This is a genomic window from Paracoccus liaowanqingii (assembly GCF_004683865.2).
In the GTDB taxonomy this organism is placed as follows: domain Bacteria; phylum Pseudomonadota; class Alphaproteobacteria; order Rhodobacterales; family Rhodobacteraceae; genus Paracoccus; species Paracoccus liaowanqingii.
In genome coordinates, this window is record NZ_CP038439.1 from 2,421,238 (window position 1) to 2,438,644 (window position 17,407).

Annotated in this window: 17 protein-coding genes and 1 pseudogene; 12 read left to right on the plus strand and 6 right to left on the minus strand. The window is 71.2% G+C overall.

Annotated features, from left to right (window positions below):
• Window positions 1-15: 15 nt before the first annotated feature.
• Genes E4191_RS11655 through E4191_RS11665 form a run of 4 tightly spaced genes read right to left on the minus strand, consistent with a single transcriptional unit; the run spans window position 16 to window position 3,494 of the window.
• The gene (locus tag E4191_RS11655) at window positions 16-621 is read right to left on the minus strand and encodes a CDP-alcohol phosphatidyltransferase family protein (protein WP_135313555.1); all 606 of its coding nucleotides are present in this window, start codon (window positions 619-621) and stop codon (window positions 16-18) included.
• The gene (locus tag E4191_RS11660; protein WP_135313556.1) at window positions 618-2,756 is read right to left on the minus strand and encodes an FAD-dependent oxidoreductase; all 2,139 of its coding nucleotides are present in this window, start codon (window positions 2,754-2,756) and stop codon (window positions 618-620) included. The genes E4191_RS11655 and E4191_RS11660 overlap by 4 nt, the downstream gene beginning before the upstream one ends.
• A gap of 55 nt (window positions 2,757-2,811) precedes the next feature.
• Complete coding sequence (locus tag E4191_RS24175) at window positions 2,812-3,009, minus strand: HAD family hydrolase (protein ID WP_228461277.1); 198 nt, start codon at window positions 3,007-3,009, stop codon at window positions 2,812-2,814.
• Window positions 3,010-3,011: 2 nt separating this feature from the next.
• Window positions 3,012-3,494 carry an HAD family hydrolase gene (locus E4191_RS11665; RefSeq protein WP_228461279.1) on the minus strand — a complete coding sequence of 161 codons (483 nt, stop codon included), beginning with the start codon at window positions 3,492-3,494 and terminating at the stop codon, window positions 3,012-3,014.
• A gap of 233 nt (window positions 3,495-3,727) precedes the next feature.
• Between E4191_RS11665 and E4191_RS24705 the strand changes: the two are divergent.
• A pseudogene (locus E4191_RS24705) lies at window positions 3,728-4,111 on the plus strand (Y-family DNA polymerase); the annotation flags it as partial.
• On the opposite strand, the gene E4191_RS24710 reads toward E4191_RS24705, so the two are convergent.
• A complete protein-coding gene (locus tag E4191_RS24710) occupies window positions 4,000-4,305 on the minus strand; it encodes a hypothetical protein (protein ID WP_331459646.1) in 306 nt (101 codons plus the stop codon). The pseudogene E4191_RS24705 and the gene E4191_RS24710 sit on opposite strands and share 112 nt — an antisense overlap.
• 137 nt (window positions 4,306-4,442) lie before the next feature.
• On the opposite strand from E4191_RS24710, the gene E4191_RS24715 reads away from it, so the two are divergent.
• From E4191_RS24715 to phnE (E4191_RS11695), 6 genes are all read left to right on the plus strand, one after another.
• Entirely contained in the window at window positions 4,443-5,207 is a 765-nt protein-coding gene (locus E4191_RS24715; RefSeq protein WP_331459643.1) for a DinB/UmuC family translesion DNA polymerase, read from the plus strand.
• Window positions 5,204-8,962, plus strand: a complete 3,759-nt coding sequence (locus E4191_RS11675; RefSeq protein WP_228461281.1) for an error-prone DNA polymerase — start codon at window positions 5,204-5,206, stop codon at window positions 8,960-8,962. The genes E4191_RS24715 and E4191_RS11675 overlap by 4 nt, the downstream gene beginning before the upstream one ends.
• Window positions 8,963-9,058: 96 nt before the next feature.
• Window positions 9,059-9,889 (plus strand): phosphonate ABC transporter ATP-binding protein, encoded by an 831-nt coding sequence (gene phnC, locus E4191_RS11680; protein WP_135313557.1) that lies wholly within the window; start codon window positions 9,059-9,061, stop codon window positions 9,887-9,889.
• A 25-nt stretch (window positions 9,890-9,914) separates the two neighbouring features.
• A complete protein-coding gene (gene phnD, locus E4191_RS11685) occupies window positions 9,915-10,814 on the plus strand; it encodes a phosphonate ABC transporter substrate-binding protein (RefSeq protein WP_135313558.1) in 900 nt (299 codons plus the stop codon).
• 65 nt (window positions 10,815-10,879) lie between these two features.
• Window positions 10,880-11,725 (plus strand): phosphonate ABC transporter, permease protein PhnE, encoded by an 846-nt coding sequence (phnE, locus tag E4191_RS11690; RefSeq protein WP_135313559.1) that lies wholly within the window; start codon window positions 10,880-10,882, stop codon window positions 11,723-11,725.
• Window positions 11,722-13,080 (plus strand): phosphonate ABC transporter, permease protein PhnE, encoded by a 1,359-nt coding sequence (gene phnE / locus E4191_RS11695; RefSeq protein ID WP_135313560.1) that lies wholly within the window; start codon window positions 11,722-11,724, stop codon window positions 13,078-13,080. The genes phnE (E4191_RS11690) and phnE (E4191_RS11695) overlap by 4 nt, the downstream gene beginning before the upstream one ends.
• A 13-nt stretch (window positions 13,081-13,093) precedes the next feature.
• Here the strand turns inward: phnE (E4191_RS11695) and phnF are convergent, their stop codons facing one another.
• Window positions 13,094-13,804 carry a phosphonate metabolism transcriptional regulator PhnF gene (gene phnF / locus E4191_RS11700; protein WP_135313561.1) on the minus strand — a complete coding sequence of 237 codons (711 nt, stop codon included), beginning with the start codon at window positions 13,802-13,804 and terminating at the stop codon, window positions 13,094-13,096.
• Window positions 13,805-13,881: 77 nt separating this feature from the next.
• Here phnF and phnG point away from each other — a divergent pair, with 77 nt between their 5' ends.
• The 5 genes from phnG to E4191_RS11725 are packed head-to-tail and all read left to right on the plus strand — an operon-like array spanning window position 13,882 to window position 17,405.
• On the plus strand, window positions 13,882-14,319 hold the full coding sequence (gene phnG, locus E4191_RS11705) for a phosphonate C-P lyase system protein PhnG (RefSeq protein WP_135313562.1): 438 nt from the start codon (window positions 13,882-13,884) through the stop codon (window positions 14,317-14,319).
• Window positions 14,316-14,873, plus strand: coding sequence for a phosphonate C-P lyase system protein PhnH (gene phnH, locus E4191_RS11710; protein ID WP_135313563.1), 558 nt, complete (start codon window positions 14,316-14,318; stop codon window positions 14,871-14,873). Before phnG ends, phnH begins: the two co-directional genes overlap by 4 nt.
• Window positions 14,873-15,952 (plus strand): carbon-phosphorus lyase complex subunit PhnI, encoded by a 1,080-nt coding sequence (locus E4191_RS11715; RefSeq protein WP_135313564.1) that lies wholly within the window; start codon window positions 14,873-14,875, stop codon window positions 15,950-15,952. Before phnH ends, E4191_RS11715 begins: the two co-directional genes overlap by 1 nt.
• Window positions 15,949-16,548, plus strand: coding sequence for an HAD family hydrolase (locus E4191_RS11720; protein WP_135313565.1), 600 nt, complete (start codon window positions 15,949-15,951; stop codon window positions 16,546-16,548). The genes E4191_RS11715 and E4191_RS11720 overlap by 4 nt, the downstream gene beginning before the upstream one ends.
• Window positions 16,545-17,405 (plus strand): alpha-D-ribose 1-methylphosphonate 5-phosphate C-P-lyase PhnJ, encoded by an 861-nt coding sequence (locus tag E4191_RS11725; RefSeq protein WP_135313566.1) that lies wholly within the window; start codon window positions 16,545-16,547, stop codon window positions 17,403-17,405. The genes E4191_RS11720 and E4191_RS11725 overlap by 4 nt, the downstream gene beginning before the upstream one ends.
• Window positions 17,406-17,407 lie beyond the last annotated feature (2 nt).

Consider the following 17,407-nt stretch of genomic DNA (forward strand, 5'->3'; position numbering starts at 1 on the left):
GCCCTGCCGGCGCTTTCAGTCGAAGGCCGTCCAGCCCTGGTGCCAGCGCAGCAGTGTCGTGACCGCGCAGGCGGCGGCGAAGATCCCCGCCAGCAGCGGGAAGCTGCCGGGAAAGGCGCACATGGCGAGGAACAGGACGATCGTCTCGAACCCCTCGGTCAGCCCGCCCAGATAGTAGATGCCCTTGGACGGAAAGGCCTCGGCCTGGCGCCCACGCTTGGCCGCGATGGCGGCGAAGGCCAGGAAGGACGATCCGGTGCCCACGAAGGCCGCGATCAGCACCGCCGCGGGCAGCGCGTTCGCCGCCGGATCCTGCAGCGCGAAGCCCAGGGGCACCAGCGCGTAGAAGACGAAATCCAGCGCGATGTCCAGGAACGCCCCGCGATCGGTCGGCCCCGCGATGCGCGCCACCGCGCCGTCCAGCCCGTCCATCAGCCGGTTGGCCGCGATCAGCGCCGCCGCCGCCAGCCACCAGCCGAAGGCCAGCGCCCCCACCGCCAGAAGGCCCAAGGCAAAGCCCGCGATGCTGAGCGTATCGGCCCGGACGCCGCGCCGGGCCAGCCAGCGCGCGGGCGGGTGCATCGCGGCGCGCAGCAAAGGTTGCAGTCGGGCATCGATCATCCGCGCCTCCAGCGGTGGACCCGCGCGGCCAGGTCCAGGGCGCGCGGGCTGACATGGGCACGGCGCCAGGCGCCGGCGGTGGCCTTGGCGGCCTCGGACCAGGTGGGATAGGCGTGGATCGTGCCCAGGATCTTGGACAGGCCCAGCCCGTGGCGCATGGCCAGCACGAAGGGGGCGATCATCTCGCCCGCATTCTCGGCCACGATGGTCACGCCCAGGATGCGATCCTTGCCCGGCGGGGTCAGCACCTTGACCATGCCGCGCGCGGCGCCCTCGGTCCGGGCGCGGTCCAGCCCCGCCAGATCGAAACGGGTGACCTCGTGCGGGACGCCCTGGTCGCGCGCCTCGGTTTCGGACAGGCCGATGCGGGCCAGCTCGGGGTCGGTGAAGATCACCTGCGGCATCGCCTGGCCGGTGGCCTTCAGGCGCCACAGCCCGCCCAGCAGGGCATTGGCGGTGGCGATCCCGGCCTGATGGGCGGCGGCATGGGTCAACTGCCACGGCCCCGCCACGTCGCCCGCTGCCAGGATATGCGGAAAGCGGGTCTGCAGGTAGGCGTTCGTGTCGAGGCTGGACTCGGTCGGGATGCCCAGATCCTCCAGCCCCAGGCCGGTCAGCCGGGCGCGGCGGCCGACCGCGACGAGGATCTCGTCGAAGGGGATGCGGCCGGTGCCCTCGACCTCGATCCACTTTTCGTCGTCTCGGCCGCAGCGGACGGCCCCATTGCCGGTCAGCACCCGCACCCCGTCGCCCTGCAGCGCGTCCCGCACCAGGGCCGAGACCTCGGGATCCTCGCGCGCCAGCAGCCGGGGCGCGGCCTCGATCTGGGTCACGCGGGACCCGAGCCGGGCGAAGGCCTGCGCCATCTCGCAGCCGATCGCGCCGCCGCCCAGCACGACCAGCCGCCGCGGCGCCTCGGCCCGGTCGCGCAGCAGGTCCCACAGCGTCTCGGAGGTCAGCGGATCGACCAGATCCAGCCCCGGCAGCGGCGGCAGGACGGGCCGGGCGCCGGTGGCGAGGATCACCGCCCGGGTGGTCAGCCGCTGCACGCCGCCCTCGGGGGCGGTGACCTGCACCGTCCAGGGATCGACCAGCCGCGCCTGGCCCTGCAGCACCTCGACCCCCAGCCCCCGATAGCGGGCGATGCCGTCATGGTGGGCGATGTCGGCGATGATGCGATCCACGCGGGCGATCACCCGGGCAAAGGGGATGGCGGGGGGCGTGTCCGTCAGGCCCCAGTCCCCCGCATGGCGCATCTGATGGGCCAGCCTCGCGCTGCGGATCAGCGCCTTCGAGGGCACGCAGCCGGTGTTCAGGCAGTCGCCGCCCATCGCCTTCGCCTCGACTAGGGTGACCCGCGCCCGCGCGGCGGCCGCCACATAGGCCGAGACCAGCCCCGCCGCGCCCGCGCCGATCACCACCAGGTTGCGGTCGAAGCGCTTGGGCCGCGTCCAGCGGGCGGTGATCGCGCGCTGCCGCCACAGCGCCAGCCCGGCCCGCGCGATCCAGGGAAACAGCGCCAGCGCCGCGAACGAGGCCAGCAGGGCGGGCGAGGCGATGTCCGACAGGCTGTCCAGCGCGGCCAGCTGCGTGCCCGCGTTCACGTAGACCGCCGTCGCCGGCAGCATCCCCAGCTGGCTGACGGCATAGAAGGTCCGCACCCGCATCGGGCCAAGCCCCATCAGCAGGTTCACGGCGAAGAACGGCACCACCGGGATCAGCCGCAACGAGAACAGATAGAAGGCCCCGTCGCGGCGCAGCCCCGCCTCGACCGCCTGCACCCGCGCGCCCAACCGCACCCGTACCCAGTCCCGCAGCAGATAGCGCGCCGCCAGAAAGGCCAGCGTGGCCCCCAGGGCCGAGGCGACGGACACGATCGCCAGCCCCTGCCAGAAGCCGAACAGCGCCCCCCCGGCCAGCGTCAGCCAGACCGCGACGGGCAGCGACAGGGCGGTGACGGCCACATAGGCCAGACAGAAGCCCAGGGCGACCGCCCGCGGGTGATCGCGGCGCAGGTCCCCGATGGCGGCCAGCTGCGCGCGCAGGGTCTCGGGGCCGGTCAGCTGGCCCTGCAGCAGCCAGGCCAGCGCGGCGGCCCCGGCCAGAAGCCCGATCAGCAGCAGCGGCCGTGTCATCCGCAAGGTCCCCGAAGGGACGCCCCGGGGGGCCGTCGCGCCGGGCCGGGGCGGGTCATGTGCCCCAGTTCCGCACGATCAGCCGGGCCAGCGCGGTCAGGTCCGGGGCGGTCAGGTCGGGCTGCGGCAGGCCCGGCACGACCAGCGGCGCGTTCACCCCATGCGTGACCAGCGCCCCCTTGCCGCCCAGGGCCTGCAGCCCGATCGTGTCCCAGACATGGCAGGCCACCAGGCACAGCGCCGATGGCGGCACCTTCAGCGCCTCGGACACCAGCCCGTAGGTCTGCGGCGCAGGCTTGAAGCCCCCGAGGGCTGGACGCTGAACGCCCGTTCGAAGTACGGCCCCAGGCCCGAACGCTGCAGCGCCGAGGGGCCGTCGGAGGGCGGCGAGTTCGTCAGCGTCACCATGCGAAAGCCGTGGTCGCGCAGCAGGGCCAGCGCGTCCGCCGCATCGGGATGGGCGGGCATCGACCCCAGGGCAGCGCGCAGCCGCGCGATGTCGTCCTCCGTGATCCGCACCCCCCGGATCGTTCCGATCATCCGCAGCACCCCGCCCGCCAGCGTCGCGAAATCGCTGTGCAGCCCGGACAGGGTGACGGTCTGGGAATAGAGGATCAGCTGCGCGAACCAGTCCCGCATCACGGCGCCGTCCCCGAACAGGTCGGCGAACAGCGGGGACAGGTGGTCCAGGTCCAGCAGCGTCTCGTTCACGTCGAAGACAAGGATCGGTCGGGTCATGGCGGCCTCCGCTCCGCGCGGCGCGGATCGCGGGCAGGATGGCCTGCAACGGCATCCGGGGCCAGCCCCTCGCCGGCGCTTGCGCGCAACGGCCGCGCCTGCCCGGTCACGGGGCAGCGACACCCTGTCGGGCAGGACAAAAGGTCAAGGTTGCAGGCAGGGACTCGACAGGATGCCGCAGGCTGTGCCAAAAGAACGAAACAGGAACATATTTCATCGGAGGTCCATCCGGAATGGCACGTCGCCTGCTGTCCCTCTGGTTCCCGCGGCTGGCCAGCGACCATGCCCTGCGGCACCGCCCCGTCCCGGGGCCCTTCGCGCTGGTCCTGCGGTCCGGGCGGGGCGACCGGCTGCACTGCCTGAACCCCGCCGCCGAGGCGCGGGGCCTGCATCGCGGCATGGCCCTGGCGGATGCGCGGGCGATCTGCACGGCGCTGGAGACACGCCCCGCCGCGCCCGAGGCCGAGGCGGCGGCGCTGGCCGCGCTCTGCCGATGGGCGGGGCGCTATGCGCCGCTGGTGGCGCCGGACGGGCCGGACGGGCTGATCGCCGACATCACCGGGGTCGCGCATCTCTTCGGCGGCGAGGCTGAGCTGCGGGACGACCTGCAGGCGCGGCTGGACCGGGGCGGGATCGCGGCCCGCAGCGCCATCGCCTGCACGCGGGGCGCGGCCCATGCGCAGGCCCGCCATGGCGGCGGGATCATCGCGCCCCGGGCGCTGGTGCCCAGGATGTCGGCGCTGCCGGTGGCGGCGCTGCGCATCGAGGCCGAGATGGCGCAGGCCCTGGCCCGCAGCGGCCTGTCGCGCATCGGCGATTTGATCGCCCTGCCCCGGGCGCCCCTGGCGCGGCGCTTCGGGCCCGATCTGGTCCGCCGGCTGGACCAGATCGGGCCACCTGCCCGAGCCGGTGGGCGCCCCGCCCCGGCAGGTCCGGTTCAGTGTCCGCATGTCCCTGCCCGAGCCCATCGGGCGGCATGCCGATGTCATGGCGGGGCTGGCACGGCTGCTGGACCCCCTCTGCGCGCAGCTGGTCGCCCGGGGGATGGGCGCGCGGCGGTTGCAGCTGGACCTGCACCGGGTGGACCACTCCACCCTTCACGTGCAGATCGGGCTGGCCCGCCCCATGCGCGACCCCGCCCGCATCGCCGCGCTCTTCTCGGCCAAGGTCGCAGAGGTGGATGCGGGCTTCGGGATCGAGGCCCTGCGGCTGAGCGCCCCGGTGACCGAGCCCCTGGCCCCCGAGCAGATCACCACGCAGGGCGGCAGCCCGGCGCGCGACGACATGGCCGACCTGATCTCACGGTTGGGCAACCGCATCGGGTTCGAGGGGGTGCAGCGCCTGCATCCCGCCCCCAGCCTGACGCCCGAGCGCACCTTTCGCCTGGCCCCCGCCGCCGGGGCGCCGGACCCGGACCCCTGCCCCGTACCGCCCCGCCCGGTTCCGCCGCGCCCCATCGCCATCTTCCCGCCCGAGCCGGTCTTGGGCGCCTTCGGCCATCCCCCGGCCAGCTTCCGCTGGCGCCGCACCCGATACACCACCCTGCGCGCCACCGGGCCCGAGCGGATCGCCCCGGAATGGTGGCTGGAAGATCCCGCCTGGCAGGGGGGGCTGCGCAACTACTGGCGCATCGAGACGGCCGAGGGCCCACGCCTGTGGATGTTCCACACCCCCCGCCGCGACCACTGGTCCGTGCAGGGCGAATTCGCATGACTCCCCCGACAGGCACGCGGGAGGAGGCTGAGGAGGCTGAGGAGGCTGAGGAGGCTGAGGAGGCTGAGGAGGCTGAGGAGGCTGAGGAGGCTGAGGAGGCTGAGGAGGCTGAGGAGGCTGAGGAGGCTGAGGAGGCTGAGGAGGCTGAGGAGGCTGAGGAGGCTGAGGAGGCTGAGGAGGCTGAGGAGGCTGAGGAGGCTGAGGGTTTCGCCCCTCCGGCATCTTTGCAAGCCGCATGCCTGCAGGCCGCACCCCCGCGGACCGGCCCACCCGGGGCAGCCCTGTGCGTCAGGGACGCGGGGGCGCAGGCGGCCCCAAGGCAGGTCCCGGCGGCCTTGGCAGGTCCCGCCCCCGGGCATCCCGGTTCCGCCCCGGCCTATGCCGAACTCTGCGTGACCACGAACTTCACCTTCCTCACCGGCGCCTCGCATCCCGAGGAGCTGATGACCCGCGCAGCCGAGCTGGGCCTGCCGGCCATCGCCATCACCGACCGCAACTCGGTCGCGGGCGTCGTCCGGGCCTTCTCGGCGCTGAAGGAACTGACCCGGCTACGCGACGAGGCGATGGCGGCCGAGGCCACCCCGCCCGGCGACGCCCCGCCCGCGGACCGCGCGGCGCAGGGGCCGGTGATCCGCTCGCAGCGGGTCACGGATCATTCCAGCCGCCAGACCGTGCCGCATTTCACCGGCCAGACCCCGGCGCCCGCCCCCTCGGACCTGCCGCTGCCGCGCCTGATCGCGGGGGCGCGGCTGGTGCTGGTCGACAGCCCGGTCGACTGGCTGGCCCTGCCCACCGACCTGCCCGCCTGGTCGCGGCTGACGCGGCTGCTGTCTCTGGGCAAGCGGCGGGCGGAGAAGGGCGACTGCCTGATCTCGGCCGCCGATCTTCTGGACTGGGGCGAGGGCCTGATCCTGATCGCCCGCCCCCCCGATCCGCTGGCCTCGTCCCTGCCCGCCGATGCCGCCCCGCAGGTCGCCACGGAGATCGCCCACATGGTGCGGGCCTTCCCGGGCTGCGTCTTTCTGGGGGCGGCGCCTGGCTATGACGGGCAGGACCGGATGCGACTGGACCGGATGGCGGATCTGGCGCAGGCGACGGGCGCGCCGATGGTGGCGGTGGGCGAGGTGCTGATGCACCGCGCCAGCCGGCGGCCCCTGGCCGATGTGCTGACCTGCCTGCGGGTCGGCTGCACGATCCACGATCTGGGCCTGCGCCGCCTGCCCAATGCCGAGCGGCGGCTGAAATCGGGCACCGACATGATCCGGCTGTTCCACCGCCACCCGCAGGCGCTGGACCTGACGCTGGACATCGCCGCGCGCTGCACCTTCCGGCTGGACGACCTGACCTATCACTATCCCGACGAGGCGCGCGACGGAGAGCCCGCGCAGGACCGGCTGGCCCGGCTGGCCGCCAAGGGGCTGCGCTGGCGCTATCCGGGCGGACCGCCAAGGGACATCACCGCGCGGGTCGACAAGGAGCTGGGGCTGATCGCCGTCATGGGATACGCGCCCTATTTCCTGACCGTGCACGACATCGTGGATTTCGCGCGCTCGCGCGGCATCCTGTGCCAGGGGCGCGGCTCGGCGGCCAATTCGGTGATCTGCTACCTGCTGGGCATCACCGAGGTGCCGCCCGAATCGATCACCCTGATCTTCGAGCGCTTCATCAGCCGCGAGCGCGGCGAGCCGCCCGACATCGACGTCGATTTCGAACACGAGCGGCGCGAGGAGGTGATCCAGTACATCTATGACCGCTATGGCCGCGAGCGGGCCGGGCTGACCGCGACGGTGATCCATTTCCGCTCGCGGGCCGCGATCCGCGAGGTGGGCAAGGTCATGGGCCTGTCGCCCGACGTGCTGGCGGCCATGTCGGGGCAGATCTGGGGCTTTTCCTCGGACGCGCCCAAGGACGACCGGCTGCGCGCCGCAGGGCTGGACCCGACCGACCCGCATCTGGCGCTGACCATGCGGCTGATCGGCGAGATCATCGGCTTTCCCCGCCATCTCAGCCAGCATGTCGGCGGCTTCGTCATCACCCATGGCCGCCTGGACGAGCTGTGCCCGATCGAGAATGCGGCGATGGCCGACCGGACCATCATCGAATGGGACAAGGACGACATCGACGCGCTTGGCCTGATGAAGGTCGACGTGCTGGCGCTTGGCATGCTGACCGCGATCCGCAAGGCCTTCGGCCTGCTGAAGGACCACGAGGGGCTGTCGCACGATCTGGCGAACGTCCCGCAGGCCGATGCCTCGGTCTATGACATGCTGTGCCGGGCCGATGCGGTGGGGGTGTTCCAGGTCGAAAGCCGGGCGCAGCTGAACTTCCTGCCCCGGATGCGGCCCCGCAACCTCTATGATCTGGTCTGCGAGGTGGCCATCGTGCGCCCCGGCCCGATCCAGGGCGGCATGGTCCATCCCTTCCTGTCGCGCCGGCGCGGGCTGCAGCCGGTCGAGGATCTGGGGCCGGCGCTGAACAAGGTCCTGTCGCGCACCTACGGGGTGCCGCTGTTCCAGGAACAGGCCATGCAGATCGCCGTCGTCGGCGCGGGCTTCACCCCCGCCGAGGCCGACCTGCTGCGCCGCAGCCTGGCCACCTTCAAGCGCATGGGCACCATCGGCGGGTTTCGCGACCGCTTCGTCACCGGCATGCGCGATCGCGGCTATGACGCGGATTTCGCGCAGCGCTGCTTCGCGCAGATCGAGGGCTTCGGATCCTACGGGTTTCCCGAAAGCCATGCGGCCAGCTTCGCGCGGCTGGTCTATGTCTCGGCCTGGCTCAAGCGGCACCATCAGGCGGCCTTCACCTGCGCGCTGCTGAATTCGCAGCCGATGGGGTTCTATGCCCCCGCGCAGCTGGTCCGCGATGCCCGCGACCGGGGCGTCGAGGTACGGCCCGTGTGCGTGAACGACAGCCTGTGGGACAATATCCTGCAACGGCGCGGGGACGGCGCGCTGGCCCTGCGGCTTGGGTTCCGCCAGATCAAGGGGCTGCGGCACGAGGATGCGGACTGGATCGTGGCCGCCCGCGCGAACGGCTATCCCGATGTGGAAAGCGTCTGGCGCCGCGCGGGCGTGCGTCCCGACGCGCTGGAGCGGCTGGCCGAGGGCGACGCCTTCACCGCCCTTGGCCTGACGCGGCGCGACGCCCTGTGGGCGGCGCGGGCGCTGCGCGCGCCCAAGCCTCTGCCGCTGTTCGGCGCCGATGGCGAGGGCGGGATCGAGCCCGCCGTGACGCTGCCGCCGATGACCCTGGGCCAGTCGGTGATCGAGGACTACCTGTCGCTGCGCCTCAGCCTGCGCGCCCATCCGCTGGCGGTCCTGCGCCCGCGCCTGCCCGAAAGCCTGCCCCATGCCCGGCTGGACGCGGCCCGGGGCCGGGTCACCGTCACCGGCCTCGTCATCACCCGCCAGCGCCCCGGCACCGCCTCGGGGGTGATCTTCCTGACGCTGGAGGACGAGACGGGCACCTCGAACGTCGTCGTCTGGTCCCGCATCTACGAGGCCTTCCGCAGCGCCGTCGTCGCGGGACGCCTGCTGCGCGTCCGGGGCCGGATCGAGCGCGACGGGCCGGTGGTCCATGTCATCGCCGAGGCGATCGAGGACCTGTCGCCCTGGCTCTCGACCCTGGGCCAGCCGGTGCCGACCGGGCCCGGAACCGGGGGCAGGCCCGGCCGCCCGGCCCGGGCGGGCAGCGCCGCGCAGCATCCGCGCGCGCAGGCGGGCAAGCTGTTTCCCAGCCGGGATTTTCACTGACGCCGGCCCATCGGTTTCGTCACCGCAATGTCACCCGCCCGTCGGCCAACGGTCATGAAGGGCCGCTAGACGGCACGCAGGACACCCGGAGGCTTCATGCTGGACATTCACGACGCGACCCGCTTCTTCGGCCAGAAGGCTGCCGTCGATCGCGTGTCCTTTCGCATCGACGGACCGGCCTTCGTCGGCATCATCGGCCGCTCGGGCGCGGGCAAGTCCACGCTGTTGCGGATGATGAACGGGCTGACCCCCGCCACCTCGGGCCGGATCCTGGTCGAGGGGCGCGACGTGCTGGCGCTGCGCGGCGCCGAGGCGCGGGCCTGGCAAAGCGACTGCGCGATGATCTTCCAGCAGTTCAACCTGGTCCCGCGCATGGACGTGGTGTCGAACGTGCTGCACGGCATCCTGAACCGCCGGTCCACCTGGTCCACCGTGCTGAACCTGTGGCCCCGCGCCGACATCGTCCGCGCGCTGGAGATCCTGGATCGCCTCGGCATCGCCGAACAGGCCCCAAAGCGGGCCGAGGCCCTGTCGGGCGGCCAGCAGCAGCGCGTGGCCATCGCCCGCGCGCTGATGCAGGACCCCCGCATCATCCTGGCCGACGAGCCCATCGCCAGCCTCGACCCGATGAACGCGCAGATCGTGATGGACACGCTCAAGCGCATCAACATCGAGGATGGCCGCATGGTCATCGCCAACCTGCACACGCTGGACACCGCGCGCCGCTATTGCGACCGGGTGATCGGCATGCGCGACGGGCGCGTGGTCTTCGACGGCCTGCCCGAACAGCTGACCACCAACGTGGCGCGCGACATCTATGGCGCCGATGCGGATTTCAACGAATCCGCCACCTCGACCGCCATCACCCCCGATTCCAGCCCGAAATCCGACAAGGACGCCGAATACGCGGCGCAGATGCTGGCCTGACCCACCCTCACCAAGGACGATCCCGATGACCCGACTGATGACCCTGCTGGCCACCGCCGCCGCCTTCGCCACCCCCCTGCACGCGCAGGAGATCACCGAGTTCCGCATCGGCCTTCTGGGCGGCGAGAACGCCCAGGACCGCATGGCGTCGAACGAATGCCTGCGCGGCTATGCCGAAGAGGCGCTTGGCGTGCCGGTCCGCCTGTTCACCCCTGCCGATTACAACGGCGTCATCCAGGGCCTGTTGGGCGGGTCGCTGGACATGGCCTGGCTGGGCGCCTCGGCCTATGCCGCCGTCTACGTGGCCGATGAGAACGCCATCGAGCCGGTGCTGGTCAAGACCAACCTGGACGGCAGCTACACCTATCACTCCATCGGCTTCGCGCGCGCCGACAGCGGCATCACCTCGGTCGCCGACATGGAGGGCAAGTCCTTCGCCTTCGCCGACCCGAACTCGACCTCGGGCTTCCTGATCCCCAATGTCGAACTGCCCGCCGAGGGCTATTCGATGGCCGAGGGCGAGTATTTCAGCCGCATCGGCTTCTCGGGCGGTCACGAGCAGTCGATCATCGCGGTCGTCAACGGCGACTATGACGCGGGCGTCACCTGGGCCGACGGCCAGGGCGCATGGGAAGACGGCTACAACTCGGGCGCGCTGCGCAAGGCCGCCGACAGTGGCATCGTCGACATGAACGACATCGTCGAGATCTGGAAGTCCTCGCCGATCCCGGAAGGCCCGGTCGTGCTGCGCCAGGCCCTGCCCGACGACGTCAAGCAGACCATGATCGACCTGGTCGCCGGTCTGCACGAGGCCGATCCCGACTGCGCCTATGGCGTGGCCGCCGGCGAGACGGCGGGCTTCACCCCCGTCACGCACGAGGAATACCAGACCATCATCGACATCCGCCGCGCCGAGATGAACTGATCCTTTTGCCCAATCCGGCCGGACCCCGCGCGGGTCCGGCCTTTTGCATTTCCGGGGGACCCGCGATGGCATTGGCCGATATCCAGCACGACTATCTGGCGCTGACACGCCGCCGCCGCATCTATGGCGGGCTGCTGGTCGTGATCTTCGTGGCCATGATGGTGTCGGGCTTCCGGGTGGCCGACGGGCGCAATGCCGGGGGCTTCTGGCAGGGGCTGCATCAGGTCGGCGACTTTCCCGCCGCCCTGATCGGCGAGGCCATCGAGAAGGCCGGCAACCTGCCCGGACACATGGTCAATGCCATCCCCGCGATGATCGAGACGCTGAACATCGCCATCGTCGCCACGCTGCTGGGCTGCATGGCGGGCGGCGCGCTGGCCATGGCCGCGACCCGCGGGCTGGCGCGCTGGCCGCGCCTGGTGCCGGTGGCGCGGCGCGTGTCGGACCTGTTCCGGGCGATCCCCGAGATCGTCATCGCGCTGATCCTGATCTTCATCCTGGGCGGCGGCCCGGTCCCCGCCGTCATTGCCATCGCCATCCACACCGCGGGCGCGATGGGCAAGCTGTTCTCGGAGGTGAACGAGAACGTCGACCTGAAGCCCGTCGAGGGGCTGGCCTCGGTCGGTGCGAACTGGTCGCAGCGCATCTGGCTGGGAGTGATCCCGCAGGTGGCGCCGAACTACCTGTCCTATGGCCTGCTGCGGCTGGAGGTGAACATCCGCGCCTCGGCCATCCTGGGTTTCGTGGGCGCGGGCGGCATCGGCTACGAGCTGCGCAACGCCATGACCTTCGGGCAGGGCAAGTTCGATCAGGCGGCGGCGATCTTCCTGATGCTGTTCGCGACCATCGTGGTGGTCGACCAGATCTCGGGCGTGGCCCGCAACCGCCTGACGCACGGAGCGCGCGTATGACCGCCCCCACCCTGTCCGCAAACGACCTGACCGCCAACGACCTGCGCCAGTCCGACCTGCGCGACAGCACGATCCGCATGATGGACCGCAGGCGGCGCATGGCGCTGGCCGTGCCCGCGATGATTTTGGCCTATCTGGTCTATGCCGCCATCTCGTTCGATCTGTCGGGGCTGGCGCAGCGGGCGCGGCTGGACAATGCCGCCGTGCTGTTGTCGGACATGGTCACGCACAAGGTCCATGTGGCCCGCGACAACCGCCGCGAGACCGTGCAGGTCGCCGTCGAGGGATCGAACCGCGCGGTCTATCCGCAGGACCGCGTGCCCGACTGGATCGAGACGCAGGGCGACGTGACCCGCATCGACCTGGGCGCGGGCCATGTGGTGACCTATGACGGGCCGCGCACGACCTATGACATCCCGGGCTACGGCCCCGTCACGATGGTGGTGGGCGAGGAGATCGCGCTGGATGCGCCCGGTGGAACGGTCCCCGATTTCATCAACGCCTCCCCCGCCCGCGTGACGATCACCACCGATCAGGGCCGCGTCACCGCCACCCGGTCGCGCACGGAAACCCTGCGCTATTTCTGGGGGTGGGAGATGTTCTTCTTCGACCTCTCCAGCCCCTTTTCTGGCCAGTCGGCGGGCGCCGTGCTGGGCACGATCGTCGGCGGCGAGCGGCTGGTGGCGGACCAGAGCAACCTGTCCCTCGCCTTGTCCGAGTTCTGGACCAACGACATCTGGCAGCATGGCGCCGTGGCCTGGGCGATCTTCGAGACGATCCTGATGGCCTTTCTGGGCACCTTCGGGGCGGCCTTCGTGGCCCTGCCGCTGGCCTTCCTGGCGGCGCAGAACTTCACCCCCTCGCGCTGGCTGCGCTTTGCGGTGCGGCGGGTCTTCGACTTCGTGCGCGGCGTGGATGCGCTGATCTTCACCATCATCCTGTCGCGTGCCTTCGGCCCCGGCCCGCTGACCGGCGCGCTGGCGATCCTGCTGACCGACACCGGCAGCTTCGGCAAGCTGTTTTCCGAGGCGCTGGAAAACGTCGACGACAAGCCGATCGAGGGCATCCGGTCCACAGGCGCCAGCGCCATCCAGCGATACCGCTTCGGGGTCATCCCGCAGGTCATGCCGGTCCTGCTGTCGCAGATGCTGTATTTCCTGGAATCCAACACCCGCAGCGCCACGATCATCGGCGCGATCACCGGCGGCGGCATCGGGTTGCTGCTGACCCAGGCCATCCAGACCACGCAGGACTGGGAGAAGGTGACCTATTACATCCTGCTGGTGGTGATCATGGTCATCGCCATGGACAGCCTGTCGGGCTGGCTGCGCCGCAAGCTGATCCGGGGGGAGTGACGCCGGGGGCGCTTCACTCCGCCAGCACCAGCGTCACCCGGTCGCCCGCGAACCAGGTCCGGCCCATCTCGACGGGTCGGCCCTGCAGGTCGCGGTTCAGCGCGTCGGATCGCAGGATCGGCGCGCCCCGCGCGATCCGCAGGGTCGCGGCCTGCGTCGGGCTGGCCAGCTTGGCGGTCAGGCGGGTGCTGGCGCGGGTGTAGTCGGCCACACCGCAGGCCGCCAGCGCCGCCGTGATCGAGCGCAGCCGCGCGGCATGGTCGGGAAACCCCTCCAGCCAGCCGGGCAGGACCGACCGGAACAGCGCCAGCGGCTGGTCGTCGGCCAGCGAGATCCCCTCGATCACATGGACCGGATCGCCGGGGGCCAGGTCCAGCGCCTGCGCCTCGGTCGCGTCGCAGGGCCGCGTCTCCAGCCGGGTGAAGCGATGCGCGCCCGTGCGCCCCTGCGCCGCCAGGTTCTGCGAGAACCGCACGCGGGGGCCGAGCGCATAATCCGTGGGCTGCCCGGTGACGAAGACCCCCGCCCCGCGCCGGGGGCGGACCAGACCGGCCTCGATCAGATGGGACAGGGCGTGGCGCACCGTATGGCGGTTCACGCCGAAGCGGGCCGACAGCTGCGCCTCGGAGGGCAGGCGCGCGCCGGGCGGGTAATGGCCGCCGGTAATCTCGGCCCGCAGGCTGTCGGCGATGGATTGCCACAGGGTCGGCTTGGCGTCTGTCATGGAAAATTCACGGGCCTTCGCGCGGGGATCGCGCTATCACTTGTCTAGTTGTATAGAAGACTGGACAGGTTCGCAAGATGTCTGCACCCCCCGATCCCCGCCGCGACTGGCTGTCCCTCTTGGCGCGCTCGGCCCCCGAGCGGCTGGCCGAGGTGCTGCCCGACCTGCCCGCCCACGCCATGCTGCGCGCGCCCGAGACCGGGACCGTCATGGTGCAGGGCCGCGTCAGCGCGACCGGCGCGCCCTTCAACCTGGGCGAGATGACGGTGACCCGCTGCGCCGTCCGGCTGGACTGCGGAACGGTGGGGCACGGCCATGTGCAGGGCCGCAGCCACGCCCATGCCCGCCGCGCGGCGGTGGTGGATGCGCTGATGCAAACCGAGGAGGCCCCGCGCCTGACCCCCCTGCTGGAGGGCTTGCGGACCACGGCGCAGGCTGCCCGCGACCTGCGCGCCGCCAAGGCCGCCGCCACCCGGGTCGAGTTCTTCACCCTGCAGCGCGGAGAAGACGCATGAGCGCCCTGACCGGGGGGTTCACCGACCCCGCCATCCAGTCGGCCCAAGGCTTCCGCATCCTGATGCAGGCCATGGCCCATCCCGGCACGATCCACGACCTGACGCTGGCCGCCCCTCCGGCGCCCCTGGGGCGGGCGGCGGGCACGGTCCTGCTGCTCTTGGCCGATCCGACGTGTCCGGTCCATCTGGCCGCCCCCGCGCCCGACCTGGCCGAGTGGCTGCGCTTTCACGCGGGCTGCCCACTGAGCGGCCCCGAAACCGCCGCGCTGGCCTTGGGCCGCTGGTCCGACCTGCAGCCGCTGGACCGCTTCCCGGTGGGCCTGCCGGATTACCCCGACCGCTCGGCCACGCTGATCGTGGAGCTGGACCGGCTGGAGAATGACGGCCCCCGCCTGACCGGACCCGGGATCAAGGGCCACGCCCGCCTGTCCCTGCCCGAAACGGCGGCCTTTCGCGCGAACCGGGCGCTGTTCCCGAGGGGCCTTGATGTCATCCTGACCTGCGGCGACCGGCTGGCCTGCCTGCCGCGCAGCACCATCGTGGAGGACTGCTGATGTATGTCGCCGTCAAGGGGGGCGAGCGCGCCATCGACAATGCCCATGCCTGGCTGGCCGAGGAGCGGCGCGGCGATCCGGACCTGCCGCTGATGTCGGTGGCCCAGATCCGGGCGCAGATGACGCTGGCAGTGAACCGGGTGATGGCCGAGGGCTCGCTCTATGATCCCGATCTGGCCGCGCTGGCGATCCGGCAGGCGCGGGGCGATCTGATCGAGGCGGTGTTCCTGATCCGCGCCTATCGCACGACCCTGCCGCGCTTGGGTGCCTCGGTGCCGCTGGACACGGGCGCGATGGCGGTGAACCGGCGCGTCTCGGCCACGTTCAAGGACCTGCCCGGCGGGCAGGTGCTGGGCCCGACCTTCGACTACACCCACCGCCTGCTGGACTTTGCCGAGGCCGCCGCCGTGGATCCCGCGCCTTTGGGCCAGCCCGACCCCGCGCCCCTGCCCCATGTCACGCAGATCCTGGACCGCGACGGGCTGATCGAACCCATAGCCCCCGACGACAGCCCGGCCCCCGACCTGACCCGCGAACCGCTGGAACTGCCCGCCTGCCGCGCCCTGCGCCTGCAGGCCCTGGCGCGGGGCGACGAGGGGTTCCTGCTGTCGCTGGCCTATTCCACGCAGCGCGGATACGGGCGCACCCATGCCTTCGTGGGCGAATTGCGCATCGGCCGCGTGGCGGTCGAGATGGAGGTCCCCGAACTGGGCTTCGCCATCGAGATCGGAGAGATCGAGCTGACCGAATGCGAGACGGTCAACCAGTTCAAGGGCAGCCGTACCGAGCCCGCGCAGTTCACGCGCGGCTACGGGCTGAGCTTCGGCCAGTCCGAACGCAAGGCCATCGCCGTCAGTCTGGTGGACCGCGCGCTGCGCTGGCAGGAGCTGGGCGAGGATTTCACCGGCGCGCCCGCACAGGACGCCGAATTCGTGCTGTCCCATTGCGACAACATCCAGGCGACCGGGTTTCTGGAACATATCAAGCTGCCCCATTACGTCGATTTCCAGGCCGAGCTCGAGCTGGTCCGCCGCTTGCGCGCCGATGCCCGGACCGCCCTTCAGGAGGCTGCCGAATGATCACCACCCTCGTCTTCGACATCGGCAACGTGCTGATCCGGTGGGACCCCGTGGCCCCCTTCCTGCCGCATCTGGGCGACCGGGACAGCGTGCAGGCCTTCCTCGACCGGGTCTGGTTCCGGGCCCTGAACCTGCGCGCCGACGGGGGCGAAAGCTTCGCGGATCTGGCGACCGAGATCGCGGACCCTGACGACCGCGCCCTTTTCGCGGCCTATCTGCCGGGCTATGCGGCCTCGATCACGGACCCCATCGAGGGGACCTGGGCGCTGATGGACCGGCTGCGGGCGCGGGGGCACGCCATCCACGCGATCACCAACTGGTCGGCCCAGACCTGGCCCCTCGGTCTGGCCACCCATCCCCGGCTGGCCACCGCCTTCGGCACCACCATCGTTTCGGGGATCGAGGGCGTCATCAAGCCCGACCCCCGCATCTTCGCGCTGCTCTGCGATCGCGCGGGGGTCGCACCCGAGGACTGCCTGTTCATCGACGACAGCGCCTACAACATCGCGGGCGCGCTCGCCTCGGGGATGGCGGCGCACCGCTTCACCGATCCCGAGACGCTGGAGCGCGACCTGACCGCACGGGGGCTGCTGTGAGCGATTACAACTTCGCCTATCTGGACGAACAGACCAAGCGGATGATCCGCCGCGCGATCCTGAAGGCGCTGGCGATCCCCGGCTATCAGGTGCCCTTCGCCAGCCGCGAGATGCCCATGCCCTATGGCTGGGGCACCGGGGGCGTGCAGCTGACCGCCGCCTGCCTGGTGCCCGAGGACCGGCTGAAGGTCATCGACCAAGGCGCCGACGACACCACCAATGCCGTCAGCATCCGCAAGTTCTTCCAGCGCACCGCAGGCGTGGAGGTCACGACCGACACGACCGAGGCCACGCTGATCCAGACCCGCCACCGCATCCCCGAGACACCCCTGACCGACGGCCAGATCCTCGTCTATCAGGTGCCCATCCCCGAGCCCCTGCGCTTTCTGGAGCCGCGCGAGACCGAGACCCGCAAGATGCACGAGCTGGAGGAATACGGGCTGATGCACGTCAAGCTCTACGAGGACATCGCCCGGCACGGCCAGATCGCGACCTCCTATGACTATCCCGTCAAGGTCGAGGGGCGCTATGTCATGGACCCCTCGCCCATCCCGAAATTCGACAATCCCAAGCTGTCGGACAGCCCGGCCATCCAGCTGTTCGGTGCAGGCCGCGAACAGCGCATCTATGCGCTGCCCCCCTATACGCAGGTGGTCAGTCTGGATTTCGACGATCACCCCTTCGATCCCAGCAAGGCCGATCACGACTGCGACCTCTGCGGTGCCAGCGCCAGCTATCTGGACGAGGTGATCACCGACGACCACGGCGGGCGGATGTTCGTCTGTTCGGACACCGATTACTGCACCACCCGCACGGGCGCGGGGCATCGGGGCCGGTTGGCGGGGGTCACGGCATGAGG

Coding starts and splice junctions, on each gene's coding strand:
- phnD (WP_135313558.1), top strand. CDS start 9,915: ATGACCCGACTGATGACCCTGCTGGCCACCGCCGCCGCCTTCGCCACC.
- E4191_RS11720 (WP_135313565.1), top strand. CDS start 15,949: ATGATCACCACCCTCGTCTTCGACATCGGCAACGTGCTGATCCGGTGG.
- E4191_RS11655 (WP_135313555.1), bottom strand. CDS start 621: ATGATCGATGCCCGACTGCAACCTTTGCTGCGCGCCGCGATGCACCCG.
- phnE (WP_135313559.1), top strand. CDS start 10,880: ATGGCATTGGCCGATATCCAGCACGACTATCTGGCGCTGACACGCCGC.
- phnG (WP_135313562.1), top strand. CDS start 13,882: ATGTCTGCACCCCCCGATCCCCGCCGCGACTGGCTGTCCCTCTTGGCG.
- phnH (WP_135313563.1), top strand. CDS start 14,316: ATGAGCGCCCTGACCGGGGGGTTCACCGACCCCGCCATCCAGTCGGCC.
- phnF (WP_135313561.1), bottom strand. CDS start 13,804: ATGACAGACGCCAAGCCGACCCTGTGGCAATCCATCGCCGACAGCCTG.
- E4191_RS11715 (WP_135313564.1), top strand. CDS start 14,873: ATGTATGTCGCCGTCAAGGGGGGCGAGCGCGCCATCGACAATGCCCAT.
- phnE (WP_135313560.1), top strand. CDS start 11,722: ATGACCGCCCCCACCCTGTCCGCAAACGACCTGACCGCCAACGACCTG.
- E4191_RS11675 (WP_228461281.1), top strand. CDS start 5,204: ATGACTCCCCCGACAGGCACGCGGGAGGAGGCTGAGGAGGCTGAGGAG.
- E4191_RS24715 (WP_331459643.1), top strand. CDS start 4,443: ATGTCCCTGCCCGAGCCCATCGGGCGGCATGCCGATGTCATGGCGGGG.
- E4191_RS11665 (WP_228461279.1), bottom strand. CDS start 3,494: ATGACCCGACCGATCCTTGTCTTCGACGTGAACGAGACGCTGCTGGAC.
- E4191_RS11660 (WP_135313556.1), bottom strand. CDS start 2,756: ATGACACGGCCGCTGCTGCTGATCGGGCTTCTGGCCGGGGCCGCCGCG.
- phnC (WP_135313557.1), top strand. CDS start 9,059: ATGCTGGACATTCACGACGCGACCCGCTTCTTCGGCCAGAAGGCTGCC.
- E4191_RS24710 (WP_331459646.1), bottom strand. CDS start 4,305: ATGCGCGACAGGCCGCTGCGGGCCAGGGCCTGCGCCATCTCGGCCTCG.